At 59.5% G+C, this 26055-nt stretch carries 26 protein-coding genes; 13 read left to right on the plus strand and 13 right to left on the minus strand.

Annotation, left to right across the window (positions count from 1 at the left end; translation table 11 throughout):
- The first annotated feature begins 4 nt into the window (after positions 1-4).
- The 3 genes from N2601_RS28770 to N2601_RS28780 all read left to right on the plus strand — a co-directional run bounded on the left by N2601_RS28770 (position 5) and on the right by N2601_RS28780 (position 2345).
- A complete protein-coding gene (locus N2601_RS28770; RefSeq protein WP_260304457.1) occupies positions 5-661 on the plus strand; it encodes an FMN-dependent NADH-azoreductase in 657 nt (218 codons plus the stop codon).
- Positions 662-779: 118 nt separating this feature from the next.
- A complete protein-coding gene (locus N2601_RS28775) occupies positions 780-1247 on the plus strand; it encodes a DUF3788 domain-containing protein (RefSeq protein ID WP_260304458.1) in 468 nt (155 codons plus the stop codon).
- A gap of 180 nt (positions 1248-1427) precedes the next feature.
- Positions 1428-2345, plus strand: coding sequence for an NADP-dependent oxidoreductase (locus N2601_RS28780; protein ID WP_260304459.1), 918 nt, complete (start codon positions 1428-1430; stop codon positions 2343-2345).
- 285 nt (positions 2346-2630) lie between these two features.
- Here the strand turns inward: N2601_RS28780 and N2601_RS28785 are convergent, their stop codons facing one another.
- Positions 2631-3749: a site-2 protease family protein gene (locus tag N2601_RS28785; RefSeq protein ID WP_260304460.1), complete on the minus strand. Its 1119-nt coding sequence runs from the start codon at positions 3747-3749 to the stop codon at positions 2631-2633.
- A 272-nt stretch (positions 3750-4021) separates the two neighbouring features.
- Positions 4022-4387, minus strand: a complete 366-nt coding sequence (locus tag N2601_RS28790; protein WP_260304461.1) for a winged helix-turn-helix transcriptional regulator — start codon at positions 4385-4387, stop codon at positions 4022-4024.
- Positions 4388-4734: 347 nt separating this feature from the next.
- Here N2601_RS28790 and N2601_RS28795 point away from each other — a divergent pair, with 347 nt between their 5' ends.
- Both N2601_RS28795 and N2601_RS28800 read left to right on the plus strand, forming a co-directional pair.
- On the plus strand, positions 4735-5154 hold the full coding sequence (locus tag N2601_RS28795) for a GlcG/HbpS family heme-binding protein (RefSeq protein WP_260304462.1): 420 nt from the start codon (positions 4735-4737) through the stop codon (positions 5152-5154).
- A 23-nt stretch (positions 5155-5177) separates the two neighbouring features.
- Complete coding sequence (locus N2601_RS28800; protein WP_260304463.1) at positions 5178-6194, plus strand: zinc-binding alcohol dehydrogenase family protein; 1017 nt, start codon at positions 5178-5180, stop codon at positions 6192-6194.
- 412 nt (positions 6195-6606) lie between these two features.
- Here the strand turns inward: N2601_RS28800 and N2601_RS34275 are convergent, their stop codons facing one another.
- Positions 6607-7047, minus strand: coding sequence for a tetratricopeptide repeat protein (locus N2601_RS34275; protein WP_445945022.1), 441 nt, complete (start codon positions 7045-7047; stop codon positions 6607-6609).
- Positions 7048-7469: 422 nt separating this feature from the next.
- Complete coding sequence (locus N2601_RS28805; RefSeq protein ID WP_260304464.1) at positions 7470-7607, minus strand: hypothetical protein; 138 nt, start codon at positions 7605-7607, stop codon at positions 7470-7472.
- A gap of 218 nt (positions 7608-7825) precedes the next feature.
- Between N2601_RS28805 and N2601_RS28810 the strand changes: the two genes are divergently transcribed.
- Complete coding sequence (locus tag N2601_RS28810) at positions 7826-8008, plus strand: hypothetical protein (protein ID WP_260304465.1); 183 nt, start codon at positions 7826-7828, stop codon at positions 8006-8008.
- A 455-nt stretch (positions 8009-8463) separates the two neighbouring features.
- On the opposite strand, the gene N2601_RS28815 is transcribed toward N2601_RS28810, so the two are convergent.
- A complete protein-coding gene (locus N2601_RS28815; protein ID WP_260304466.1) occupies positions 8464-9789 on the minus strand; it encodes an aminotransferase-like domain-containing protein in 1326 nt (441 codons plus the stop codon).
- 101 nt (positions 9790-9890) lie between these two features.
- Here N2601_RS28815 and N2601_RS28820 point away from each other — a divergent pair, with 101 nt between their 5' ends.
- The 6 genes from N2601_RS28820 to N2601_RS28845 all read left to right on the plus strand — a co-directional run bounded on the left by N2601_RS28820 (position 9891) and on the right by N2601_RS28845 (position 17342).
- Positions 9891-10871: a nitrate ABC transporter substrate-binding protein gene (locus N2601_RS28820; protein WP_260304467.1), complete on the plus strand. Its 981-nt coding sequence runs from the start codon at positions 9891-9893 to the stop codon at positions 10869-10871.
- Between the two features lie 34 nt (positions 10872-10905).
- Entirely contained in the window at positions 10906-11796 is an 891-nt protein-coding gene (locus N2601_RS28825; protein ID WP_260304468.1) for an ABC transporter substrate-binding protein, read from the plus strand.
- Complete coding sequence (locus N2601_RS28830) at positions 11793-12743, plus strand: amino acid ABC transporter permease (protein ID WP_260304469.1); 951 nt, start codon at positions 11793-11795, stop codon at positions 12741-12743. Before N2601_RS28825 ends, N2601_RS28830 begins: the two co-directional genes overlap by 4 nt.
- Positions 12743-13522: an amino acid ABC transporter ATP-binding protein gene (locus tag N2601_RS28835; protein ID WP_260304470.1), complete on the plus strand. Its 780-nt coding sequence runs from the start codon at positions 12743-12745 to the stop codon at positions 13520-13522. Before N2601_RS28830 ends, N2601_RS28835 begins: the two co-directional genes overlap by 1 nt.
- Before the next feature lie 74 nt (positions 13523-13596).
- Positions 13597-14778 (plus strand): M20 aminoacylase family protein, encoded by a 1182-nt coding sequence (locus N2601_RS28840; RefSeq protein ID WP_260304471.1) that lies wholly within the window; start codon positions 13597-13599, stop codon positions 14776-14778.
- 791 nt (positions 14779-15569) lie between these two features.
- On the plus strand, positions 15570-17342 hold the full coding sequence (locus tag N2601_RS28845) for an adenylate/guanylate cyclase domain-containing protein (RefSeq protein ID WP_260304472.1): 1773 nt from the start codon (positions 15570-15572) through the stop codon (positions 17340-17342).
- Positions 17343-17725: 383 nt separating this feature from the next.
- On the opposite strand, the gene N2601_RS28850 is transcribed toward N2601_RS28845, so the two are convergent.
- From N2601_RS28850 to N2601_RS28860, 3 genes are all read right to left on the minus strand, one after another.
- Positions 17726-19015: an MFS transporter gene (locus N2601_RS28850; protein WP_260304473.1), complete on the minus strand. Its 1290-nt coding sequence runs from the start codon at positions 19013-19015 to the stop codon at positions 17726-17728.
- Positions 19016-19155: 140 nt separating this feature from the next.
- Positions 19156-19572: a GlcG/HbpS family heme-binding protein gene (locus N2601_RS28855; protein WP_260304475.1), complete on the minus strand. Its 417-nt coding sequence runs from the start codon at positions 19570-19572 to the stop codon at positions 19156-19158.
- Between the two features lie 71 nt (positions 19573-19643).
- Positions 19644-20342: a type 1 glutamine amidotransferase domain-containing protein gene (locus tag N2601_RS28860; protein ID WP_260304476.1), complete on the minus strand. Its 699-nt coding sequence runs from the start codon at positions 20340-20342 to the stop codon at positions 19644-19646.
- Positions 20343-20494: 152 nt separating this feature from the next.
- Here N2601_RS28860 and N2601_RS28865 point away from each other — a divergent pair, with 152 nt between their 5' ends.
- Positions 20495-21406 carry a LysR family transcriptional regulator gene (locus N2601_RS28865; protein ID WP_260304477.1) on the plus strand — a complete coding sequence of 304 codons (912 nt, stop codon included), beginning with the start codon at positions 20495-20497 and terminating at the stop codon, positions 21404-21406.
- A 157-nt stretch (positions 21407-21563) separates the two neighbouring features.
- Here N2601_RS28865 and N2601_RS28870 read toward each other — a convergent pair whose 3' ends face one another.
- From N2601_RS28870 to N2601_RS28890, 5 genes are all read right to left on the minus strand, one after another.
- Entirely contained in the window at positions 21564-22433 is an 870-nt protein-coding gene (locus N2601_RS28870) for a nucleotidyl transferase AbiEii/AbiGii toxin family protein (protein ID WP_260304479.1), read from the minus strand.
- Positions 22426-23043, minus strand: a complete 618-nt coding sequence (locus N2601_RS28875) for a type IV toxin-antitoxin system AbiEi family antitoxin domain-containing protein (protein WP_260304480.1) — start codon at positions 23041-23043, stop codon at positions 22426-22428. The genes N2601_RS28870 and N2601_RS28875 overlap by 8 nt, the downstream gene beginning before the upstream one ends.
- A 306-nt stretch (positions 23044-23349) precedes the next feature.
- Positions 23350-23775 carry a hypothetical protein gene (locus N2601_RS28880; RefSeq protein WP_260304481.1) on the minus strand — a complete coding sequence of 142 codons (426 nt, stop codon included), beginning with the start codon at positions 23773-23775 and terminating at the stop codon, positions 23350-23352.
- A gap of 74 nt (positions 23776-23849) precedes the next feature.
- A complete protein-coding gene (locus N2601_RS28885) occupies positions 23850-24347 on the minus strand; it encodes a histidine kinase (protein ID WP_260304482.1) in 498 nt (165 codons plus the stop codon).
- Between the two features lie 623 nt (positions 24348-24970).
- Positions 24971-26050, minus strand: a complete 1080-nt coding sequence (locus N2601_RS28890; RefSeq protein WP_260304483.1) for an alkene reductase — start codon at positions 26048-26050, stop codon at positions 24971-24973.
- Between the last annotated feature and the right edge of the window lie 5 nt (positions 26051-26055).

Consider the following 26055-nt stretch of genomic DNA (forward strand, 5'->3'; position numbering starts at 1 on the left):
TCACATGAACATCCTCCATCTTGATAGCAGTTCGCGTCGACAATCGCATAGCCGTCAGCTGTCGGCGGCGATCGTCGAAAAGCTTCTCGAGGTTGCGCCTGGCGCAAGCATCAGCCGGCGTGGTTTGGGGACCGAACCCTTGCCTCACGCCGTGGCTGATTATGCGGTCGCGCTATCGACGCCGGCCACATTGGCCGCCCCACCGAAGGGTTCTCTGGATCTTTCCGAAGCGCTTGTCCAGGAGGTGGAAGCGGCCGATGTGGTTGTCATCGGAACGCCGATGCACAACTTCACGATCCCCTCGGCCCTCAAAGCTTGGATCGATCAAATCCTGCGCGTCGGTCGCACGATGAAGTCGACGCCGGCGGGGAAGGTAGGAATGCTTCTAGACCGTCCGGTGTTTATCGGCGTCGCCTCCGGCGGCATTTTTAGCGGTGGCCGAGCCAACCAGCCGGACTTTCTCACGCCCTATCTGTCGCTGGCACTCAGCTCCATCGGGCTGAAAACCCAGCAGTTTCTCCTCCTGCAGGGCACCGCGTTTCTCGACTGGGACCAAGCACCCTTGGCGAGAGAGAAAGCCCTCGCCGCTCTCGACCTTACTGTGGTGAGGGAGCTTGAAGTCATGCACAGCGGTCCTGCCGTCCTGTCGAGCGCCGGCTGACCCTAACGCGATGCTGCCTGCTTTGGAGGGTGTCGCCAGACACATTCTGCGCCGCAAGCTTGGCACAGCCGCATCCTAACCCCTCCGGCCCACCGGACTACGAAAACGAGGCCTTCAGATGACTTTACCAACCAACCCGCGCCCCCAGATCGGCGACAGGATCATCGACAATTCAGCACCGCCCGATGACAGCGCAGTTCGAGAATGGATCGGACCGCAGGCATTCGGACATTGGGCGGAACTGCGGAATTGGATCGACGAGTTCTATCCTGCCGTTTTCGAGCCGGACTGGCTCTACGGTGGCAAGAACCGCGGTTGGTCCTTGCGCTACAAGAAAACCAAGGCATTCACCACCTTGGTTCCGGAATACCGGCGGTTTTCGGCTGTCATGGTCATGGGCGGAGCAGAACGAGAGAAGTTTGAGGAGCGGCGTTATGTCTGGCGCCCACAACTGGTCAAGCTCTACGATGAAGCCAAAACATACATCGACGGTAAATGGCTGACCCTTGGCATCGCATCGACAGACGATCTGCACGATGTAACTGCGCTTTTAACGATGAAGCGCCCGCCACCATCGTGCGGTTGAACGTCACGGAAATCACCGATTTGTGGCGCCGCGGCTCCGCGGAACTCGAGCGGCGGTCTCATCGACATCGCACACCAATTCAAAATCAAGGTCATCGCCGGAGCGAGAGACAGCCAAGATCGAAAGGCTTTCCGCAAGCAATCTAGTCTGAACCAACAAATGTCTGAGGAGATAATTCCCATGAAAGCGATCATAGCAACTAATCAAGCCGCGGGAACGGCCGGCATGAAGCTGGTGGAGCAGCCCGAGCCGCAGGCGGCCATAAACGACGTCATCGTTGAGGTTCATGCGTCGGGGTTCGTCCCGACCGAACTGACCTGGCCCTCGACCTGGGTCGACCGCGTTGGCAACGAGCGAACACCGTCGATACCCGGGCATGAGCTGGCCGGGGTGGTCACCGCTCTAGGTTATGGCACGACGGGACTGTCGGTAGGTCAACGGGTGTTCGGCCTCACGGACTGGTATCGCGACGGGACCCTGGCGCAATACGTGGCTGTCGAGGCGCGCAACCTTGCGCCGCTGCCGGGTGAAGTCGATTTCACGGTGGGCGCGAGCTTGCCAATCTCAGGCCTGACCGCGTGGCAGGGATTGTTTCAGCACGGCCGTCTCCAGCCCGGCCAGAGTATCCTTGTTCATGGTGCCGCCGGCGCAGTTGGCTCGCTTGTGGCACAGTTAGCGCGCGACTTTGGTGCCTATGTCATTGGCACCGGGCGCTCCGCCGACCGTCACAAGGCTCTCGAGTTCGGCGCGCAGGAGTTTGTGGATCTTGAAAACGATGTCCTCGAAGACGTGGGTGGCGTCGATCTGGTGTACGATGTCATTGGCGGCGATATTGGAAAGCGTTCCGCAGGCCTGATACGCGCAGGAGGAACGCTGGTGTCCATTGTTGGGCCAGTCGAGACGCGGCCCGCCGACGGTCTGGCGATCGACTTCGTCGTCGAATCCGATCGTGCCCAGCTGGGCGAAATCGTCCAGCGGATACGGGACGGACGCCTACGGACGAACATCGGCAATGTCTCTACGCTCGATAGCGCCGTCGCCGCTCTCAGCTCGACCGAGCGACGCACCGGGAAGACGATCATCCGCATTCGTCCATGAGAGACTTCGGGGATCGATACATCGAGCCACCGGATAGCGAACGCGGTCCTCGACCTGAGTCTTGTCGGCCGAAGCAACAACTCCGGCCGACACGCTAGCGAAATTTCCGGGCCGCCAACAACTACGGGGCGGCCGCAGCCGTGCTCTTGAAGGGATGCCGTTCAACATCTGCTGTGACCCGTCTGAAAAGGGAACAGTCTTTGGCGCTATCGGTTGGCTCAATATGGTCTTCGCTTTGTCGCCTCTCGACGTCCATTGCAGCAAAGCTGTAACAAATATTGGCGTTTAGGTGACGTTTGAGGCGTTTGGGACCGTTGTTGGCCGATCCGAATTTTTCCTTGGCTCAAGCAACACATGGCTGATTTCGGCGATGACGCTATCTACAATTCGGGCGGCGAATACGTTTGTCCAATTCTGCGATTGCACGATTGCGGTAGAAATCTCGAGCTCGACAGTCGCCTGATCTTTCCGACCGGCATGGAAATGCGCAAGCCCTCGGAAAGCAGCGTTCAAACAACGGTTCGTGTCATTGCTGTCGTCGGCTTCAGCGAGTAGGGCCAGGGCCTCCTCATGACGTCCGAAACGGGCCAGCGCAGCGCCGCGAGTACCCTTCAACGTGGCAAGTTCGGGCGCAAGCAGGAGCGCTTTCTGTGTCAACCGGTCGAGATATGCGTTATCGCGCAGACCTTCATTTGCGAGGACATGCATGGAGATGCTCTCCATGATTAGGAGTTGCTCACTACGCGAGGGTGCAATGGACAGCTCGTGCTCTAGAGCAACGATTTGCTGCTCAGGCTGACGATGGATCAAGCTGTTGAGTTCGAGAAGAAGATAGGCAATCCGATCCGACTGGCGACTGAGCGCAGGCTCTTCAATACCTGCATAGGGTCGCAATGCATTCAGGTAAAGCTGCCGGTGCATTGCAAGGTAATCGACCTTCGGCCACACGGTTTGCCACAAGGCCAGCATGTCATTCGCCATGCGCTTGCCATATAACGTGGAGTAATGTGGCATGAGATTGGAGTAGATCATAGGGACCTGAAATGCGAGGGCGGGAAAGAGCACCACCCTCAGGGCAACTGCATCACTCGAAAACCGTAAGGCAACGATCAGGATGGCGAACCAGGCCAGATCCATCACTGGCCCGCCAGCAATGAAAAGCAGCCGCGCCGCTTTAGCGTAACGCAACTTCGGAACGCCGGTTACCCTGCCCCCAAGCGGGATGAGCCCGACAATAATTTCCGTCCCAGACCAGCGGCCGCGAAAGATGATCGGCCCTCGGCCGAGACGAATTTCCTGTATCTCCATTTTCACGCTGAGGCCGGCCAGCACATGGCCCATCTCATGCAAGATGAAACTTATCCAAGGGCTGACGAACAGAGACAAAATAAATAAAACAAACATAATAAGAATATTTTCCGCCGGTTTCGGTAGGACTTAGAGGAGTTTCGTGACGAGCGATCCTAAGGCAGGCTCATCGGTTTCCGGTGTCGCAGACAGCTGCGCAGCACCTAGGCGCCGATGCCGATGACACTCTCGCGAACACCCATTAGTTTCGCAGCTCTCTCGTTCAAGCGGCTTCGTCGTCGGGCCGCTCTGGGGTGCGAGCACATGACCGGGCTGGAAGGAGACTGGTGCGCGACGCGGTTTCCTTGCCTTGAAGGACTGGCGAAGAGCTAGGCAGCGTTCGCCGCGACAGGCTTCCCGAACCTGCCGATGTTCCCGTCGCCCCATGCCTTCAATGCGACAAGGATCGGCTCGAGACTGCGTCCCAGCGGCGAGATCGTGTATTCGACCTTCGGCGGAACCTGCGCGTAGACCTTGCGCTCGATCAGACCGTCGTCCTCGAGCTCGCGCAACTGGTTTGTCAACGTGCGCTGCGTGACACCCGCCACCTGCCTGCGGATCTCGTTGAACCGCATGGTTCCTCCTAGAAGATGGAAGAGGACGACGCATTTCCACTTGCCATCGATCAGGCTGATCGCCGCCTCGACCGAGCAGCCGGGATTGCAGTCGAAGCGGGAATGACGAGCCTTGGCCATGACGATATCCTTTTGATCCTTAGATGCGTCTTCGCATGTAGTTCGTACTGTTGTAGTTATTGCAGGTTTCTCGTCGCTGCAAGATGCGAGATTCGTATTCCGCGGCCTGCGGCGACATTGGAAAGACGATCACCTAGCGCAAGCAATCTATTGAATTTACGTCGTAAAGACGAGAAGTCGCCGCTTCCTGCAATCAGCTTCACGGTATCCAGAAGGATACTATTGGCAAGCGTTGTGCGTATCCAAACAGAACGCCCGTACGGCTATATGGAGGTGACTGGTTCGACGATCCCACCAACTGGAGGACCGCTGAAGCCACCCAGGAAAGCAACCTCAAGGAATTTCCAATGTCAGAAAATAGCTTCACCTCCCGTTCGATCACACGGGAAGCCGCCGCAAGGCTCGTCGCAGAAACCATCGCCGCATCGGAGCGCGTCGGCTTCGAACCAGTCGTCGCCATCGTCGACGCTGCAGGAAACCTCAAGGCTTTCGAGCGCAGCGACCGCAGCTCGTACCTCGCCGTCAACATCGCCATCGACAAGGCCTACACGGCAGCCTCCTTCGGCCTCTCGACCGCGCAGTGGGTCGACCTCCTTGAAGACCGAGGTGCGTCGAACCTTCGCCACGTCCCGCGTGTGATGGCGGCGGCCGGCGGTTTCCCGATCATGGACGACGGCATGATCGTCGGCGGCCTCGGCATCTCCGGCGGAAGTTGGGCGCAGGACCAGGAAGCTGGCGAAGAAGCGCTTCGCAACTTCGCCAAGTGAAAGCAGTTCAAGGAGCACAGAAAATGAAAGCAGTCGGATACAAGACCCCCTCGGCCGTCGACGGGGCAGATTCCCTCGTAGACATCGAGATCGCCAAGCCGGTCCCGGAAGGCCACGATATCCTGGTCGAGATGAAGGCGGTTTCGGTGAACCCCGTCGATTACAAGATCCGTCGCAGCACGCCCCCGGCGGAGGGCATGGACTGGAAGGTTATCGGATGGGACGCTGCAGGCATCGTCGCCGCCGTCGGCCCCGAGGTCACCAGGTTCGCTCCAGGCGACGAGGTCTGGTATGCGGGTTCGATCCTTCGGCCGGGCACCAACGCGGAGTTCCATCTCGTCGACGAGCGCATCGTCGGCCACAAGCCGTCCAAGCTGGACTGGTCCGACGCCGCCGCTCTGCCGCTGACCACGCTGACAGCCTGGGAAGCTCTCTTCGACCGGATGAATGTGAAAAAGCCGGTGTCGGGTGCTGCGAACGCCATTCTGATCATTGGCGGTGCCGGCGGCGTCGGCTCGATCGCCATCCAGATTGCCCGGCAGTTCACCGACCTGACCGTCATCGCCACCGCGTCGCGTCCGCAGACGCGTGAGTTCGTGACGAAGATGGGCGCCCATCACGTCGTCGACCATTCGAAGCCCCTGGCACAGCAGATCGCGGATCTGGGCATCGGCGCGCCTGCCTTTGTGTTCTCCACCACCCAGACGGAGAAGCATGTGGTGGAGATCGCAGAGTTGATATCGCCGCAGGGCCGCTTCGGCCTAATCGACGACCCGAAGAGCTTCGACATCATGCTGTTCAAGCGCAAGGCAGTGTCGATTCATCACGAGCTGATGTTCACCCGCTCGATCTATCAGACGCCCGACATGATCGAACAGGGACGGATTCTCGACGAGGTCGGCGCCGCCGCCGATGCCGGCCGCATCCGCTCCACGGCGACGGTGCGCCTCGGCACGATCAATGCCGACAACCTGAAGAAGGCGCATGCTCAGCTCGAGAGCGGCTCGACCATCGGCAAGGTCGTCCTCGAAGGGTTCTAACAACCGAGAGCGGCCTTTCGCGGCCGCCCTTCTGTTGCATCCGACGTTCCTATTCGTCGCCACTGCAAAATCCGGGCAGACGCAAATCCGTTTGATCCGAAGTGGGACAGCTACTTCACTGCGAGGAGGGTCTGCCATCGAAAATTACAGATCCACGCGGTGAGTCCGCATACTCTCCCGACACACAGGAACCGGCGGCTCTGGTCAAACAGGGTTTAGCGGAGGCTTGAGCCCTATGCGGGGAAACTCGCACGTACAGTTCTTAGGGAGGAGCGACCCCGCAACGGATCGTTCCTATCCGCGGCTGCCTGAATTGGGCAGCCCTGCGACGCTGCATTAAGGATCAGATGACCGACCGGCGAACACAAGAGCGTAAGCACGGAACGTAGCCGCGCCACTATCACTGCATCCGTCACCTGCTCCCTCGGAACGGGACAGCGCTATCGCCTGCCACACTAGGGAAGACACTCGCCAATTCTCGGTAACTTATTGTCTGGTCCCGACAACGCATAATCACCGTCCTTGCTTCTACGAGACCTTGATCGGCTGCTTTGCGAAACCAGGCTAGGGCTTCGGCCTTGTCCTGAGCCACACCCCACCCGCGCGCATACATATTCCCAATATGATCCTGCGCAACCGCGTTTCCTTTATCCGCCGCCTTGCGGTACCACAGCATTGCCTGGCTGTAGTCAAGGGGTGTTCCTTTGCCACAAACATACATATCGCCAACGTTAACTTGGCCGGCGGCACTACCGGCATCTGCCGCCTTGGGGCAGACTAAGCTAACCGCACTTTTCGATTGGTTTTTCGGAAGGTCGCGTACCAACCCAATCCAATTTCGCTTTTCGGCCATTCAACACCGTTGCGCAATTGCAAATCATATATTTTGATTGCGCATCACTGCCTGAAATCACCATCAGCAGCAACTGAATTTATTGCGTTTTCCCGGCTGAATGCAATGGTGTGTAAACGATCCTTAACGGGTGGTTTTTTGAACTACACCACGAAGATAGGTGCACCGGCATCCTACCCCGTCTGGCCCCGCTTGGGGAGAGCTGTTTGATTGTCGATATACAGTAGTGACTGGTCTGTCTGCGGCTTTCCTGCCTAGCTTCCTCACCGAAAGTGCGGGATTCCGATGAGGCCGCAGGAGCAACGATGCGATGCATTATCTCAAACCCGCGCGTCAATGCTCTCATAGTCTGTCGCAGACATAGGGTGGCGGGAAGTGCAGCGTTTCAGTGCGGCTCAGTGAACGATATTGCAACCAGCCTTCTAAATATGGAGATGTTGTCTTCTCGATGATTGAATCGGCTCACCATAGGCTGCAGGCAAGTCGAGGAGACCGCTCATGACGCGCAGGCAGTTTGCGATATCCAGCAGCATATTCACAGTGGTGATGATCGTATTCATCGCTAACTTTCCATTTCTACTTATGACCCTTGTACGCATGACCCACTGCGCGGCCGATACATGTGGGGCTGTCGGACTCGTCTTTGGTATGTATGGTCGGATGCTGGGTGTTCTGATCTACGGGACAGCAATGTTGCCGTCATTTCGCTCGCTGCTGGTTGAGTTTCTGGTGGGTTGTCGCGTCGTTCTTTTGGCTTCTCGCTGCCCGCGACGCGCTGATGACCGGCTTGAATTTTTGGGCCGTAGGCTTGTCCTTGGGAATTCTGTCGTTCCAATGGCCGGTGACGCTGATTTTCCTTCTCGCCTTCCTTATCTTCCTCTCGCTCTGGAAAGGGTTCGACGAGAACGCCGTCGGCCGGTCCGCCATCGACGGTTTTAAGACGCATGGGATGGGTCCTTGAGCCACGTTCCAAATTGTAACAATGCGAGCTATTTGGTGACGGTGGAGGCGCCGATAACTGTGGATGGCCAGCCCGCAACTGTAAGCGTACGTCCGGCTTCGTGGCTGAGGTGGCTTGCCCTACACAATGAAATTGGGGCACCGCTAGTTGCAATTAGCTGTCACTTGCCGGGGCCAGACCGTTACCAGATTGTAGTCAGCGGCGCCGTATACGGCTGTGTCTCAAACGAAATTGACCTAAACCCGAAAGGCGCTGCTTATGTAGTCGCCTCGGGCCTGGCTTTTTCCCCTCTTGAGAAAAGACATGGATGTTATTCGCGGCATCGCAAATGACATTTCCGATGTACGTCATCGTCGCATTTGGAGCGACGATCGAGATCATCGGTATCTGGCTCACGATGCTTTCTCGCAAAATGGAACGCGCCAGCAACCGCTCCACCGGCGAGTAACGCCCCATCACTGCACGGCGGCGAGCGCAATGCCGTCGGCGACTTCCTGGCAGCGATCGGTCAGAGTGGCGGTCGCGACACGCAGATGGCTGCTCGGCAGTACCGAGAATTTCGCTCCGGGATGAACGGCAATGCCCCTCGCCGCCAGCGTGACCAGCGCAAACGGTTCCGAGGACACAGGGATCCAAGCGCAAAGACCACCTCCATGGGCAGCCTCGACGCCGCGCTCGGCGAGCGCATCGATCAGTGCCGCCCGGCGTTTGGCGTAGAGGTCGCGGGCCCGGAAGAGCGTCTCGTCCGTCGCCGGATCGCGCAATAGCCAGGCCGCCGCCGATTGCAGGATGCGGCTCGTCCATCCGGCGCTGAAGGCACGGTAGGACTGGATCTGTTCGATCATTGCCCGCGAACCGGACAATACGGCGAGCCGGAGGTCCGGTCCGTGCGTCTTCGAGAAGGACAGGACATGAATGACACGGTCGGGATAGAGTGTGCCGAGCGAGTGGCGCGGCGCCGACGAGATGTCGGCCACCCCGTCATCCTCGACGACCAGCGTATCGCTATCCTTGAGGATCGCGCCCAGTTTTTCCATGCGCGCGGCACTGACGCTTTGGCCGGTAACGGAGTGAACGCGCGGCTGGAAGATGAAAGCGGCCGGCCGGTACTTCATCGCATTCTCCAGCGACGCCGGCACAGGTCCCTCGTCATCGCACTGGACCGGCAGTATACGGACTCCGCGATCTTCGAGAATATCGAGAAGCCGCATGCCTGTCGGCATTTCAATTGCGACTGAAGCGCCCGGCGTTACCAGGGCATGGATCAGCGTATAGACGGCATTGTAGCCGCCATTTGTCGCGAGCAATGCTTCCGGCTGATAGGGCCATGAGCGTCTGACGGCTTCTTCCAGCTCGGGGAGAATGCGGCTGCGCTGGTAGCTGTTTACATTCTCCGCATTCGCGCCATAGGCCATCGCCTCGGCAAGTTTCGGCAGCAGCCGGACATCCGGCACTGCTGCCGTCAGGTCCAGAACGCCCTCGCCGTAGTCACCGACGCTCGCCAGACGCTCCGGCTTGGCGATGAAGCGGTCGCCGCTCACCCAGGTGCCGTTTCGGCCGCGGCCGCTGATGATTTTCTGCCGCCGCAGCTCGCTCCAAGCTTCCGAGATGGTTGCCGGGCTGATTCCGAGCGCAAAGGCGAGGTTACGGATCGCCGGCAATTTCGTGCCCACAGGCAGTGCTCCGGCCCGGATCAATGCACTGGTTTCGATCGCGATTCCGCGAATCGTACGATCTTTCAATTTTTCTGCAAACCAGTTTGCGTCCCCAGTTTCACTCATTTTCGCGCCATTTTTTAATGTTCAATAACGTAATAACATTTGATCAATCTGATTTGAACATTTACCCATTTCGAAAACAAGCTTTTTGAAGGGAAATTCCGATGCCCTTGACGCTCCGCCTCGCCCTTCGTGACTGGGACTACATGACGCCGCTGATTCTCGGTGACGTCTCGTCGCCGAGGCTCGACATCAAGGTCGATCGTGTCGGCACGCTGATCTCGCATGTCGGCAGGAGCGAGGAATATGATGCCGCGGAAATGTCCTTCAGCCGCTACACGCAGCTTCGCATCGACGGCGACGAAAGCGTCACCGGCATTCCGAACTTCATCATGCGCGGCTTCCGCCATCGCTGCATCGTCACGACCACGCACAGCAAGCTTCGCGAACTCGGCGATCTCGCCGGGAAGCGCATCGGCGTCACCGGCTGGCGCGACTCCGGCAACACCTGGACGCGCGCCGCGATCCGCCGCGAGGGCGTCGAGGTCGAGGATGCGATGTGGTACGCCGGCCGCCTGACCGAGGCTCATCCGATCGTCGACCGCCTCGACGGTTTCGGCCGCCCCGGCCGCATAGAAGCGGTCCCCGGCGAACGGCCGATGGTCGAACTTCTAAAGGAAGGGGTGCTCGACGCGATCTTCACACCCTTCATGCCTGAAGGCTATTTCGCCAGCGGATCGCCTTTCCGACAGCTGCTATCCGACTTCCGCGGTGCCGAACGTCGCTATTTCGACGACGTGGGGTATGTGCCCGGCATGCACCTGATCGGCATCAAGTCGAGCATCGCCGCCGAACATCCTTGGGTGATCGAGGAGCTCAGCCGGCTGATCGATGAATCGCAGCGCATGTGGCTTTCCAAGCGGCGGAAGTACGCCGAGACGACGCCTTTCATGTTCGACGAACTGCTGAAATGCGCCGCCGAACTGCCGCAGGGCTGGGACGCGAGCGGTTTTGCGCCCAACCGAAAGATGATCGCCGACTTCGCCGGTGAACTGCACGCGCAGGGCATCCTGCCGCGGCTGATGACGCCGGAAGAACTGTTTCCGCTCGATATCGACGGCAAGCCGATACCTGCCGCCGCCTAACACGCGAAAACGTAAATCAAAAAGGGGAATGACCATGCAATTGAGGAAAATGGCCACTCTTGCGCTCGCCGGCGTCATGCTCTCCGGAGCCGCCTTCGCCGAAGACGCAAGCCTGCCGAAACTCTCGGTCAACGAGGAGCTGAAGGCCAAGTTGCCGGAGGCGATCCGCACCGCCGGCAAGATGATTTCCGTCAACAACGGTTCCTTCCCTCCCTATGAGATCGTCACCGGCACCGAGATGACCGGCGCCAGCGCCGACCTGACCGACGCGCTCGGACGGGTGCTCGGCGTCAAGATCGAGCATCAGACGGTCGGTGGCCTGCCCGCCCTCCTCGCCGGCATCAATTCCGGGCGCTACCAGTTCGCCTTCGGCCCCGTCGGCGATTTCAAGAGCCGCGAAGAGGCCAATGACTTCGTCGATTGGGTCCAGGAGTTCGTGGTTTTCGCGGTCCAGAAGGGCAATCCGAAGACGATCACCTCGCTCGACACCGCCTGCGGCAACCGCATCGCCGTGATGGCTGGCGGCTCGGCGGAAAAGGTCATCCAGGTCCAGGCCGAGAAGTGCAAGACCGATGGCAAGGGTCCGATTGAAGTCCAGTCCTTCACCGATCAGCCGAGCTCGATTCTCGCTGTCCGCTCGAAGCGTTCGGATGCCTTCTTCTCCTCCCAGGCGCCGCTCACCTATTTCGTGTCGCAGGCCAATGGTCAGTTGGAGCTCACCGGCGTCGGTCAGAAGAACGGCTTCGAAGCGCTCTACCAGGGCGCCGTCGTTCCGAAGGGCTCCCCGCTCGGCCCGGTGCTGCGTGACGCGGTCAAGCTTCTGATGGATAATGGCACCTATGCCGCCATCATGAAGAAGTGGGGCCTCGAGAACAATATCATCAAGGAGCCGGGCATCAACCTCGGCGGGACATTGCCGAAATGAGCACTGATATCAAGAACACAGCATCGCCACCCGGCGATGCGGCACGGGATGTGGCACATGCCCACAAGCCCTTCCCCGCCGGTCGTGTCGGGGCCTGGGTTGTAGTCCTGATAATCGCGGCCTACTTCGCCTGGTCGGTTGCCGGAAACGAGAATTTCGGCTGGCCCGTCGTCGCCCGGTATTTCTTCGATCCTGTCGTCATCGGCGGCCTCTACGTCTCGCTTGGCCTGACCGTTGTGGCAATGATCATCGGCGTCGTCCTCGGTCTGCTGCTCGCCGTCGCCCGCATGTCGAAGGACCATCTGGCAAGCTCGCTTGCCTCGCTATTCATTTGGTTCTTCCGCGGCACGCCGCTGCTGGTGCAGCTGATCTTCTGGTACAATCTTTCCACCCTCTTCCCGACACTGTCGATCGGAATCCCCTTCTTCGGACCGACCTTCGTCAGCTGGGACACCAATTCCGTCATCAGCCCGATGACCGCCGCCATTGCCGGCCTTGCCCTCAACGAGTCTGCCTATATGGCAGAGATCATCCGCGGCGGCCTGCTATCGGTCGACAAGGGCCAGTTCGAGACCGCCGAAGCCTTCGGCATGACGCGCGCAAGGGCGCTTCGCCGCATCATCATCCCGCAGGCGATGCGCTCGATCGTTCCGCCGACCGGCAACCAGCTGATCAGCATGATCAAGGCGACCTCGCTCGTCAGCGTCATTGCCATGGCCGACCTGCTCTACTCGGTCCAGTCGATCTACAACCGCACCTTCGAAGTCATCCCAATGCTGCTCGTCGCAGTCACCTGGTACCTGCTGATCACCTCGGTGCTGAATATAGGCCAGAGCTATGTCGAGCGCTATTACAGCCGCGGTGACCGGTACACCGGCACCGCCAATGCCGAAAAGGAGGCCGGCATGCCAGCACCAGCACTTGCTGCCGCACAGGAGGCGAGCTAATGAACGCGATCACGACCATCGAACCGCTCGTGCGCGCCCGCAACGTACACAAATCCTTCGACCAGCTTGAGGTTCTGAAAGGCATCGATCTCGACGTCGCCCCAGGCGAAGTTGTCGTCATCTTGGGGCCGTCGGGTTCGGGCAAGTCGACCTTCCTGCGCTGTATCAACCGCCTCGAAACGATCAAGCAGGGATCGATCGAAGTGGATGGCGAGCAGATTGGCTACAACTTTCGCAAGGGCAAGCTGGTGCAGCTCTCCAATCACGCCGTCGCGCTTCAGCGCCGGAAGATCGGCATGGTATTCCAGCAGTTCAATCTCTATCCGCATATGACGGCGCTGCAGAACATCATCGAGGCACCGGTGGGTATCCACGGCGAAAGCCGCAAGGAAGCGACGGAAAATGCCAAACGTCTGCTCGAACGCGTCGGTCTCTCGGCCAAGGCGGACAACTATCCCCGCCAGCTTTCCGGCGGCCAGCAGCAGCGTGTGGCAATCGCCCGTGCGCTGGCGATCAAGCCGAAGCTGATGCTCTTCGATGAGCCCACCTCGGCGCTCGACCCGGAACTCGTCGGCGAAGTGCTGGCCACCATGCGCGATCTTGCCAATCAAGGCCTGACGATGATCGTCGTCACCCACGAGATCGGCTTTGCCCGCGAAGCGGCCGACCGCGTCGTGTTCATGGACGGCGGCAAGGTCGTCGAGCAGGGTAAGCCCAAGGATGTGCTCGGCAATCCACAACACCCGCGCACCCGAAGCTTTCTGTCGCGCTTCATCTAGTGCGGCATCTTCCTCCTCCCCTTCAGCCGCCTGCCGCAGCCGCTGCGGCAGGCCCATGCAAGATCGGAACCGCCATGCCCCTGACGAACGACTATGCCAGCCTTTCGGATTTCGAGCCTGCCAAGGCCGAGCTGACGGCAATCCGCCGCCATTTGCACGCCAATCCCGAGCTTTCCTTCGAAGAGGCCGAAACGGCGCGTTTCGTCGCCGAAAAGCTGGAGGCCTGGGGTTACGAGGTGACACGTAATGTCGGCGGCCATGGCGTCGTTGCCCGCATGACTGTAGGCAGCGGCAAGAAGAGTATCGCAATCCGCGCCGACATGGACGCCCTGCCGATAACGGAGCAGACCGGTCTCGACCATGCCAGCAAGGTGCCGGGCAAGATGCATGCCTGCGGCCATGACGGCCACACCACCATTCTTCTCGGTGCCGCCGAATATCTAGCCCGAACCCGCCGCTTCAACGGCACTGTGACGCTGATCTTCCAGCCGGCCGAAGAGGCAGGCGCGGTCAGCGGCGCCCCGGCCATGATCGCCGACGGCCTCTTCGAGCGCTTCCCTTTCGACGTGATCTACGGCCTGCACAATCATCCCGGCGCCCCTGAGGGAACCTTCCTGATGCGCACCGGCCCGCTGATGGCGGCCGCCGATACGGCCGAGATCACGATAACGGGCAAGGGCGGCCATGCCTCACGCCCGCATCTGACGATCGATCCCATCGTCGTTGCTTGCCAACTTGTGGTCACCTTGCAGACCGTGGTGTCGCGCAGCGTCGACCCGACACAGACTGCCGTAGTGACCGTCGGCGCGATCCATAGCGGCGAGGCGTCGAATGTCATTCCCGAGAATGCCAAGCTCTTGATGACCGTCCGCTCCTTCGATCCCAAAGTGCGCGAGCATCTGGAAGCACGCATCCGCAAGCTGACCGAAGCCATTGCCGAAGGTTTCGGCGCCAAGGCGGAGATCGATTACGTCCACGGCCATCCCGTCGTCGTGAATTCTGAGGCCGAGACCGAGTTTGCCCGGACGGTTGCCGAGGAACTGGTCGGCACCGACAAGGTGACAACCTGTGCCCTCATCCCGGGCAGTGAAGACTTCTCACATTTCCTCGAGCACAAGCCCGGCGCCTTCCTGCGTCTCGGCAACGGTGTCAGCTCGGCGATCCTGCACAGCGCGAGATATGACTTCGCCGACGAAAGTCTGACGGCGGGTGCCGCCATGTGGGCGCGGTTGACCGAACGCTATCTTGACGAATAGGCTGCCGTTCGAGAGCGCCTGCCTGCCTGCTTGGCAGGCGGCTGGTCCCAGGGAAAGATACCTATTTCATCATGCAGGCGGCCGCCGTTTTCACCGGCTGGTTGGTTTGCTTTCACGCCTGAAATCGCGATGACTTCGTATATCGTTCGTTTAGAACGACTGGCAGTGCATCGGCCTCGCTGGTGATGTCGGGTGACGGCGGCGACGAGATCTCTCGCTCGGTGAAGATCTTACCGGGTCTGGCAGTATTCACTTTCAAAATCGCAATCTCGATCGAGGCCACCAGCCAGAGGTCCGGAGCATCGAGAAACCCGAATGGAAAAGACTAGCTCCTGGCGATTTCGGATCATTGCCCAATGATGGCCCGGCTGAACTTTTGATGATGCTTGCTTTGGAGCAGAGGTTGCTCTTGAACTAACTCGAACCGCCCCACCCTGTTGTTACAAAAGCCATCCGCCTGAAATTCCTCAGCAGCTGACACCGGCTTCGCCTGCATGGAATGACAGACTTGGGCTGTAAGCGGACTGGCAAGTTCCGGCTGCGGATCTTCAATGAGCGGACATTCGAGTGGGTGCGGGCATCGTCGTGACCTGACCCTGAGTGGGCTTTCGAAAGACCGCGTCCGAACGGCCGGGAGGCTGACAGAGCAGTCATTGCGCAGGGCTACAACGTCGGCGCGTCCACATGAGCCATGGCCAACTCGATCTCAACCAAGATCGCTCTGAGCAGCGGCCAAAAGTTCTTTCTTGCCCTCTGTCTCCCTGCTATCGTGGAAGTGAGGAGACGGCGCCATGAGCGAGAACCGAAAGCTGGCTGCAATCCTGGCCGCTGATGTGGTTGGGTACAGCCGGCTTGCCGGCGCCGACGAGGACCGCACCCTAGCGAGGTTGCGGGCACTGCGTAGCGATCTCATCGATCCGACGATCGCCGTGCACCACGGCCGGGTGGTGAAGCGCACCGGCGATGGTGCGCTGGTCGAGTTCCGCAGCGTAGTGGACGCCGTGCGCTGCGCCATTGAGGTGCAGAACGGTATGGTGGAGCGCAATGACGGCGTGCCGCAGGACCGTCGCATCGAGTTCCGGATCGGTATCCACCTGGGCGACGTCGTCGAGGAAAGCGATGGCGATCTGATGGGCGACGGCGTCAACATCGCCTCGCGATTGGAGGGCGTCGCCGCGGCGGGCGCGATCTGCCTGTCCGAGGATGCCTATCGCCAAGTCAAGGCGAGGCTCGACCTCTCGGTTAGCGATCTCGGGAGCACGCAGCTCAAGAACATCGCCGAGCCGATCCGGGTCTATTCGCTGCAAGTTGGCAGCGCCGGGACCAAGGCAGCCGCGACCTCGGAAACCGCGACGAGCCAACCGGCGACGGCAGTGTCGCCGAAGCTGTCGATCGCCGTCCTGCCCTTCACCAACATGAGCGGTGACGCCGAACAGGACTACTTCGCCGACGGCATCTCGGAAGACATCATCACGGCGCTATCGAAGCTGTCGCAGCTCTTCGTCATCGCCCGCAATTCGTCGTTCACTTTCAAGGGCAAGAACGTCCATGTGCAGGAGGTGGGCACGAAGCTCGGCGTGCGGCATGTACTTGAGGGCAGCGTACGCAAATCGGGGAACAGGGTACGCATCACCGCGCAGCTCATCGACGCGACCACCGGCGGGCATCTATGGGCGGAGCGGTTCGATCGCGACCTGACCGACATATTCGCGGTTCAGGACGATGTCACGCAGCAGATTGTCGACGCGCTGGCGGTCAACCTCACAGATGGCGATCGGCAAAGACTGGCGCCGGGGAAGACCCGGCACCCCGAGGCGTATGACTGCTTCTTGCGTGGCCGGGAGCTGTGGCACCGGCTGACGAAGCAAACGAACAGCGACGCCCGCGACCTTTTGCAACGTGCCGTCGAACTGGACCCGAATTTCGCATCGGCACACGCCTTCCTCGCCCTTACCCACGGGCTCGACTACCTGAACCGGTGGAGCGCGTCGCCGCAGCGCTCGATCGAGCAAGCCGAAGAGGCTGCGACGCTGGCAGTAGCGCGGGATGACAGCGATCCCGTGGCGCACTGGGCGCTGAGTCTGGTCAAGCTTTACTCGAGACAGCACGATGGAGCTATCAGCGAGGCCAAGCGCGCGTTAGTCCTCAATCCGAACTTTGCCGAAGGGCAGGTCAGCCTCGGCGAGGCACTTCTCTATTCAGGCAGATCCGAGGAGGCACTCGCCTATTTCGATCGGGCGAGGGTCCTGAACCCGTACTTTCCGGATGTCGTTCTCCACTTTCAGGCCTGGGCCTTTTTTCAACTGGGAAGGTACAAAAAGGCCGTCGAACTGTTGCTGCAGCGGGTGAGCCGCAACCCCGTCACCGATGTCTCGCGCGCCCTTCTGGCCGCCTGTTACGGGCATCTCGGCCGTTTCGAAGAAGCTCGCGCGATGTGGCAAGAGGTGCTACACGTCAACCCCAGCTACTCCTTGGAATACCGTCGCAAAGTCTTGCCCTTCAAGAACCCCGCCGATTTCGAGCTCGTCATGGAGGGGCTACGCAAGGCCGGCATCGTACACTGACGGGTGATTAATGTCCGATCTTGAACCTGTTGCCGCCATTTGCACAGAGGATGAGCAATCGCGACTGCCTGCGCAACCACGACCTCCAGAGTGATCGCCAGCAAGGTCTGCTTTCAGGAAGCTGCGAAGCCGCTCTCTACCGCCGACATGGAGGTGCAAAGCCGTCGTTGAACTTTAAAGTCTTGAGCCCCCCGCATTCGACATCTGGCGCAGTTGATGGAAGCAGAATCGTCGCCCTTTATTTCTTCGATTTATTGACGGCAGGTTTGCGCCGCGTGCGGTCATCACGCGCCGCAAAGATGCCTCCGTCGACCGTCGCTGTTGAGATGCGCTCGAGTAAGGTCCAACCCCGAAGCGTACACTGGGTCACCGTCGTTTCCCGCCTACCCGCGGCGAGGACGAAGGAGTGTGGCCAGTGACAGCTTAAGGAAAGCGACGACGACCAGCATCCAGACCGGAATGACGAACCCGCCAGTGACATCTCGCGCCAAGCCAAGCACGAAGGGACCCAAGGCGCCGGCGAAATAACCAATGCCTAGAACGAAGGCTGTCCAGGCATTCGCCTCGTTTGCATCACACGCGTGGTCGAGCGGCAGGACCATGCCCAGCGTGAAGGAACCCCCAACGCCAAAAGCAATCATGGGAATGAAGAAATACGGCATCGCCGGCAAGAGAGCGATCGCCAGGATGCCCAGCAGAGACGTGGACGCGAATAGAGCAATCACGCGGCGCCGATCGTTCTTCCGGCTGATGAAACCAGCCAGCGGGTTTGCCGTCATAAATGCAGCAGCGAAGCTGGCGAGGAGCAACGAAGCATCCGCCCTACTCATGCCGTGCTCGATATACATAGGCGCAGTCCAGGCGATCAAACCAAAGAACAGGAAGTTATTGAGCGAGAAATAGAGCGCAGCCATCCAAGCCGTGGGACTGGTGAATGGGAGAGCACTCCCTTTCCGAAGAGCAGCCGCATCAGACAAAACCTTCTTCTTCTGCCGTTCTGCTCGCGCGATGACCATCCACGCGCTGATCGCGATCAAGCCAGGTATGGCAAAGACCCCCGCACAAATCCTCCACCCACCGGCAATCTCTGCCAAAGGGCCGGTCACAGCCGCGGATATGGTACTGCCCAGTCCGATAGCCGAGGCATAAATGCCCATGAAGAGCGCCACGTGGCGTGAATAGTTGCCTTTAATAAAACCGGCGACCAAGGCGCCCGCAACGGCAATACCCGCTCCCACCGCGGCTGTGGTGGCGAAAAGGGAGATAACGCTGCCGGCAAACGCGCGCGCGAACGTGGCGATAGTAAGGATTGCCAATGCCACCAGCATTACTTTGTCGCGCCCGAAGCGGCGGGCAAGCCATGGTGTCGGAAAAGCGAGCAGCCCCATCAACACGGCGGGGATCGCTGTCAGCAGCGATGCCTGCGCATTCGAAATCGCAAACTCGTCGCGAATTGAAGGAAGAAGAGGACCGATCGACACGATGGCCGGCCGCAGGTCGATAGCCACCAGAACCACGCATGTGAGGGCGACGGCTGCGGTCAAACCAGCAGACCTGCGGTCATCCTCCTTCAGTGAAGCCGATATTACCATTTCGTTCTCTGACGCGGCTTGCGCATCGGCGCCTGGATGAGGCCTGACGCTATCGAGGGGCAGGGCGCACAGCGCATTCATTTGCTTTCTCCTGTTTTGATGGCAATCTGCAGGACGCACGACGCCGTTGCCTGGGTGTCCAATCCCCGAAGCAAGGCGAACATCTGATTGATGGGAGGGAGCGCGTCACTCCCCGGCAGGGCAACCGTAGTTCCCGAGAATTATTGGAAGGCCGTCAAACCCGCCTCGGCAATGGCGATGTCTTCAGCGACGGTCCCGCCACTGACGCCAATTGCACCGACCGTCCGCCCATCCTCACGAATGGGAATGCCTCCGCCAAAAACTACGACCCTTCCACCATGGGAATGCTGGATGCCGTAAAGTTCAGCACCGGGCTGCGCCAGCGCATTGAGTACATCCGTCCGGCTGTTGAAGATGCGAGCAGTAAACGCCTTGTCGATGGCAAGCTGCACGGACCCTGCCATGGCGCCGTCCTGGCGTGCAAAGGACAACAGCTGCCCCGACGCGTCGACGATGGCAATTGAGCAGGGAACATTTAATGCGCGGGCGGCGGCGATGGCGCTCGTGATCATCTGTTGAGCGTCCGTCAGCAATATCGTCGTGACAGGGAAGGACATGGCAAACTCCGCTTTCCGAAGGTGATCTGCCGCCGACGCAAGTCGTGGCAGATCACGATCTTCAAGCCGACTCAGGCGGCCTCGGTCTTCGTCTGGCTCAGGGCAACCACAAGTGCCTCGGCCGCCTCGCTTGACGAAGCCGGATTCTGACCGGTGATGAGCTGACCATCGACCACTGTGTACACGCCCCAGTCCTTCACCTTGGAGAAGACCGCACCGAGACCGACGAGTTCGTTCTCGACCAGGAACGGCACCACATCGGTCAGACCCACAGCCGCTTCCTCGGTATTGGTGAAGCCCGTGACGTAGCGCCCTTGAACGAACGCTGTGCCATCGGCATTGGTCACGTGGCGCAGGACACCCGGCGCATGACAGACGAGGGCGATCGGCTTGCCGGCCCCGACAAAGGATTCGATGAGCCTGATCGAATGTGGATCTTCAGCCAGATCCCACAAGGGGCCGTGGCCGCCGGGATAGAAGACCGTATCGAAATCCTTCTGGTCGACACTGTCGAGGCGCACGGTGTCTGCGAGCTGCGCCCGGGCAGAGTCGTCGGCGTTGAAGCGTCGCGTGAGATCGGTTTGGAACATCGGCTCGTCGCTCTTCGGGTCGAGCGGCGGCTGGCCGCCCTTCGGCGAGGCAAGGGTGATCTCGGCGCCAGCGTCCTTGAAGACGTAATAGGGTGCCGCCAGCTCTTCGAGCCAAAAGCCGGTCTTCCTGCCGGTGTTGCCAAGGGTATCGTGGGAGGTGAGCACCATGAGGACTTTCATTGTCGGATCCTTTCGTCAGATGGCTGCGTCGCCGGTTGATCTGGAATTCGATCAGCCGCATCGGCCTTTCGATGATCTGACAATGACATCTCTCCAGATATTTTAGAAATTTACTTCTTTGATTTTAGATATTCAGATGGAATTATAGCTTAATGAGATACGATCTGAACCTGCTCCCGGTTTTCCTGGCTCTGATGGAGGAGCGAAGCGTGACCCGTGCCGCCGCGCGACTGGGCATTACCCAGCCGGCGCTGTCCAATTCCCTCAATCGCCTGCGCGAGACCTTGCGCGACCCGCTGTTCATTCGAGAACGGTATGGTATCAAGCCGACGCAACTGGCCGAGGAGATCGCTCCGACAATTGAAGCGGCGCTGGCGCAACTCGACGATCTAATTTTGAACCAGCAGGAGTTTCGGCCCGCAGAGGCCGAACGACTGTTCACGCTTGCGCCCAATAGCTATGTGGAGCTTGTGCTGATGCCCGCGCTCGTGGCGAAAATGCGGGAGCTCGCGCCGGGTATCAAGCTGCGCATGACGGCATTCGGCAACGACCTCGCCGAGACCGGCGTCGTTTCCGGTTCCACCGCCATGGTACTTGGCCGGATCGTCGATCCGCCCAATAATCTCGTCGTGCAACATCTCATGGACGATGGGCTCGCCTGCGTGGTGCGCAGGGATCATCCCGACATTGATGACAGCATTTCACGAGAGCAGTATGAGAGCCTCAAACATGTGAACGTGCTCCCGCCGGGCCGGCTGCGCGTCGGCCTTTTCCAGGCGTTGGGGCAACAAAACCTCAAGCGCGAGGTCGCCGTTTCGGTCACCCACTTCCTTACCGTGCCTGCAATGCTCGCCGTCACGGACTATTGCGCGACGCTGCCGAGGCTGATCTGCCGGAGCCTCGACGGGGATTCGCGCCTGAAGGTACTTCCGACGCCCGTCGATCTCGGAACTTTTCCGGTCGAGATGGCTTGGCACGTTCGCTACCGCCACGACCCCGCCCACAGGTGGTTGCGTTCGGTGATAGGTGAACTGGCAAAGGAAATGGCTGCTGGGAAAATATAGCGATTTCTATGATCCGATTGGCATTGTTCGCCGCCTAAGCGATGGCGCTGAGACCTAGCGCCTTGAAGCGATACGAACCGCCGACCCCATTATTTACTTCCGTCAGCGCAATCGATTTGTCATCGCTCCATAGCCGGACGGTGGTGACCAAACCCGTTCATTTGCCCAGCCTCGCAGCCGCAACAGCGTGCGGCATCAGGAACGTGGCAATCTCCGCGATGACGTCCGTCAGGTTGCCGGGTTCGTGTGCAACGCTTTCAGCGAATGCGTGCCATTGCCGTTGCTTTTCCTCGTCCTTCGCAAAGGCGTCCGTTAGGGCGTCTGGTACCTCAGTGGGGATCGGAGTGTCGCGCCGCTCGAAAGTTGCTGTGATTGCACGCGCCAATCTGTCATCATTGAAATCAAAGGACCTGCTGAGGATCCAAATGTCGTAGAAATCCTTCATCCGGCTGTTTGCTCGCCCAAGCATGACCATTGCCTGGAACTTCTCCGCAATGACCGTCTCTCGCGCATAGGCTCGGAGCCGAGGCGCCGGAAAATCCAGCATGGAGGGATAGTCCAACATCTCCGCTCCTGGTTCGAGCGCATCGCCAAAACCGATGTCGACCGTCAGGTTGACGCGGGCGCCGCTGATCGAAGCGACCATCCGCAGCCTGAGCCCGCCATATTCCAGTCCCTCGCGAATACGATCCACGCGGAGGGTTTCGGCATCGAACGTGACGCCATCATCAGCTTGTTGCGCCAGAATGTCTCGAAAGGTTTCCAACATCGGGTCCGGTTCGGGATCTCCAAAGCCTAGGAGGTCGAGATCACGCGTGCCGCGGTGCGGATCGTCAAACCAACTCATCATCAGCATCGCACCCTTCAGCACAAAACGGCCCGCATGGGGTGACTGGCTGAGCCGGAATAGTAACCGCTCAAGCGCAAAACGGGTCAGAACGAGGTCGAAGGTTTGCCCACTTGCTTTGGCGAGTTGCAACAGGCGGGCGCGCACCGAGGCGCCGAGATTTCTGATTTCTTTAGCCATTGGCGGTCAGTGCCTCAACATACGGCCTGATCACCGTGCCGACGCCACCGCGCTCGGCCTGGTCAGCGATCTCACCAGGGGTGGCCTTACGTTGCCGCAGTGCCTCCTGCAACCCTTCTATCGCCACCGAGAGACCGATCTTGTTGCGATAGCGGAAGCAATCGGCAATTGTCTTGGCAACTCCGAAGATCTTTACAGGAACCCCCTCGACGGTGTGGGTTTCGATACCTTCGTTGAGCAGGTTTTCCGTGAAGCGCGCGACGCGAATGGGTGTGCCATCCGGTTTCGGAGCCCAATCCCTGCGGCCTATGGCGATCCATACGTGTCTTGGAAGCTGGTCCGTCAGGCCGTGGAAGGCGAGGGCCGAAACAAGGCAGATAACAGCTTTCGGAGCGCGCTTGGCAGCCTCTGCCAGACTATGGTTAGTGTCGAGCTCCGCATCGGCAAGTTGATAGAGGCCGCGGGAAAGCCGCATCACCTCGCCATCCCGTTCCATTCGGCTCATGGTGGCCGCCGTCACGCCTGCGTTCCGCAGCTCCGCCAGGCGTGCTATGCCGCGCTCAACTAGCACGGTTCGAGCGATTTGACGTTGGGTGACGGAACCGGGCATTGATACAAAAACTCGGAGGATCAGATCTATTATCCGAGGATTTGTATCACAATTCTTAGCCTTGAGAAAGGCGTCGATTGGCGAAGCCGTGAACCTGCCGCTGTTACAGCATTCTAGCTATGCGGCCACTCTTGGCCTCTCTCCGGAACTCGAGTTCTCGTCACGGACGATCATCAAAGTCGCCAAAGAGCGAGCCTAAGAGTCAGAAGGCCTCTCGACCTGCCCTGCCGTTAACCTCCAGTCACTCTTTGCAGGCTTCTACCAATCGCGGGGTTGAAGTCGAGTCCTTGCGTGCGAGAGAAAATCTTACTCCTGGTCTTCGTAGCTGTAGATGGCACAGCTCTCGTCGTCGCTTCGCGGCGGCCTCGAACCGGTGAACACCGCGATCGCCGTGGAGCCGTCGCCGTCGCTCCACGTGGCGAGATAGGTGACCTTGCCTGCGCCGCAGAGACGGTTGCCGTTCTTCAATTCCGGATCAAGCGGCTGCGCGACGCGATAAACCGATCCCGGCACGCGCTTGCCATCGACTACCAAATTGTCTGCGATCAAATCCGAAAAGGTAAGCCCCTTGCCGTTCTCAAAGGTGATCCCGTCATCATCCATATCGATGTCGCCGGTAATGCTCATGGCGGTGTTGCTGCTTGCTGAGTAATGGTCTGCCGCCGTTGCGGATGAAAAGCAGGCAGCGCTGGAGATTGCTGCGAGAAACACGGTGATAAGGGTCGTGCGCATCTTGCCCTTTCGAGGTCGGGGAGCGGTTTGATTGTACTCGGGGCGCCGGCGGAGGCCGGCGCCCCGATCCGTGATCAGTCGTTGATCGGCTTCAGGGACGAGATAATCCCACTGACCGCGTCATCATGCTTGGCCTCGTCTTCCCTCGAGCCCCAATAGGTGATGACCAGCATCTTGTGTTCGGACGGCTGCGCAAATGCGAGTTGCACATGCACCGGACCGTCCTTATCGGTGCCATCCCACTCAAGATGGCCGAGCTTCATGCCGTTTAGGGTCGTGTCAGGAAACTCATGCTTGCTCTTCGCATCGATATTCACGCCATTCTTGACGAGGAAATCGACGGCGTTGTCGACCGTCTTGTCCATGGTTGCATCATCTGCGATATCGATCGAAAAATAGATGGCGGAATCTGGCGAGGTTGCATCAATTCCGGTTTCAGTTTCCTTCGGTCCCCAGCTGTGCGGGATAGACACCTCAGCTATCGGCTCTTCACTTGGAAACTGCAGCGTCTCGGCATGAGCAAACATCGGAAAGGAGATCGCGAGAGCCGCGACCAAAAGCGTATGTTTCATGATAGGTCCTGATTAGAAGATTAGTAACGTCGGCGTTGCGGGGCGCAACCGCCGAAAGATGATGCCCCCATTATGCCGAAAATATTCCTAATCCCTGTGCAGGCGATCGGACCATTTCTGGTGCTGTTCGCAGTAATATCGTCGGCGGTCGACATACTTCTGTGACAAGGAAAGCCGGCCCCGTTCATTGCCGAGTAATTCATCAGGATGGATGAGAACGAAATCGCCGCTCGTGGTAGAGACTCAAAATTGGGTTCGCTCGCATTGGGTCTAACCTCATTCCCATCGCCTGCGTGCCGCGCGGCGTCTTCGGAGATGACGGCAGCACACGCATATCCCGTCCTTTCACGTCGCTGAGCATTGGAGCGGCAAAGCTTGCCGCGCCCGGTTGGTCTAGTTTTCGGACCCTGCCTTCATCTCTTTCATTTCCGCCGCACTGAAAGGTTAGACTTTTTTGCTCTTGAAGGGATGTGAACCTACGGCCCGCACGTCATTTTTCCCGAATATCGTTTGCGAAAATACTTCGCTTAACTGGCTGATTGAGTTTTTCATTCAAAGCCTAATGAGCACTCTCATCTTCAACCTACGAACAAACAACGGCACGAGCGCGGGATCTCAATAGGTCAGATCAGGTTCCGCGGATAGTCGATGTAGCCCTCAGGTCCTTGAGTAAACCACGTGTCTCGATCGTCCACCGTGAGCGGTATGCCTTCGACGAAGCGCCTGGGAAGATCGGGATTGGCGATGAACGGCCGGCCGAACGCGACCGCATCGTCGACGCCCGCGTCGAGTTCCGCTTGAGCGCGCGAGAAGTCGAAGTCGGAGTTCAGGATCAGCGGCCCCTTGAAGGACCCGCGAAGTTCGCGTGCCAGAGGGTCGATCTCACCGATCCCGAACGTGCCATCGACCGGTGGTTCCCTGAGCTCCAGATGTGCGATGCCAATCCCAGAAAGCATTTCCAGGGCCGCAGTGAACACAGGCAGCGGATCGCTGTCTCGTACCCCTTGAGTCTCGCTGTTTGGCGAAAGCCGCACACCAACTCGGTCCCCGCCGATCACGTCTGCGACCGCGCGAGTCGCCTCGCGCAGAAACCGGATCCGGTTTGCGACCGAGCCGCCATAACCATCGTCTCTAAAATTCGAGCTGTCTCGCAAAAACTGGTCGATCAGGTAGCCGTTTGAGGCATGGAGTTGCACCCCATCAAATCCTGCCTCCCTGGCGTTGACCGCCGCTTGGCGGAAATGTCCGACCACGTCGGCGATTTCGTCAATGGTGAGAGCCCTCGCTTCCACATACGGCTTCTTGCCGTCGTATGTGTGGGCATGGTTCGGCGCGGTCGTTGCCGAAGCTGAGACAGGCCTGCCGCCCTTTAGGAAGCTCGGATGAACGACACGGCCCATCTGCCAGAGCTGTGCGATGGTCCGTCCGCCGTTTTCGTGGACGGCGTCGGTGATTCCGCGCCAGTCAGCGATCTGCTCCGCGGACCACAGGCCCGTCGCATAGGGCCATCCGAGGCCGAGCTGGTTGATGCCGATCGCCTCGCTGATGATGAGACCGGCGGAGGCGCGCTGTGCATAATAGTCTGCCATGATCGGCGTCGGCAGGTGCTCGCGGGTGCCGCGGGCACGCGTCATCTGAGCCATCAGGATGCGGTTCGGCGCCCTGATGGCCCCGAGTTCGATGGGATCAAAAAGACCAGGCATAACAA

Source organism: Rhizobium sp. CB3060, assembly GCF_025200735.1.
In the GTDB taxonomy this organism is placed as follows: domain Bacteria; phylum Pseudomonadota; class Alphaproteobacteria; order Rhizobiales; family Rhizobiaceae; genus Rhizobium.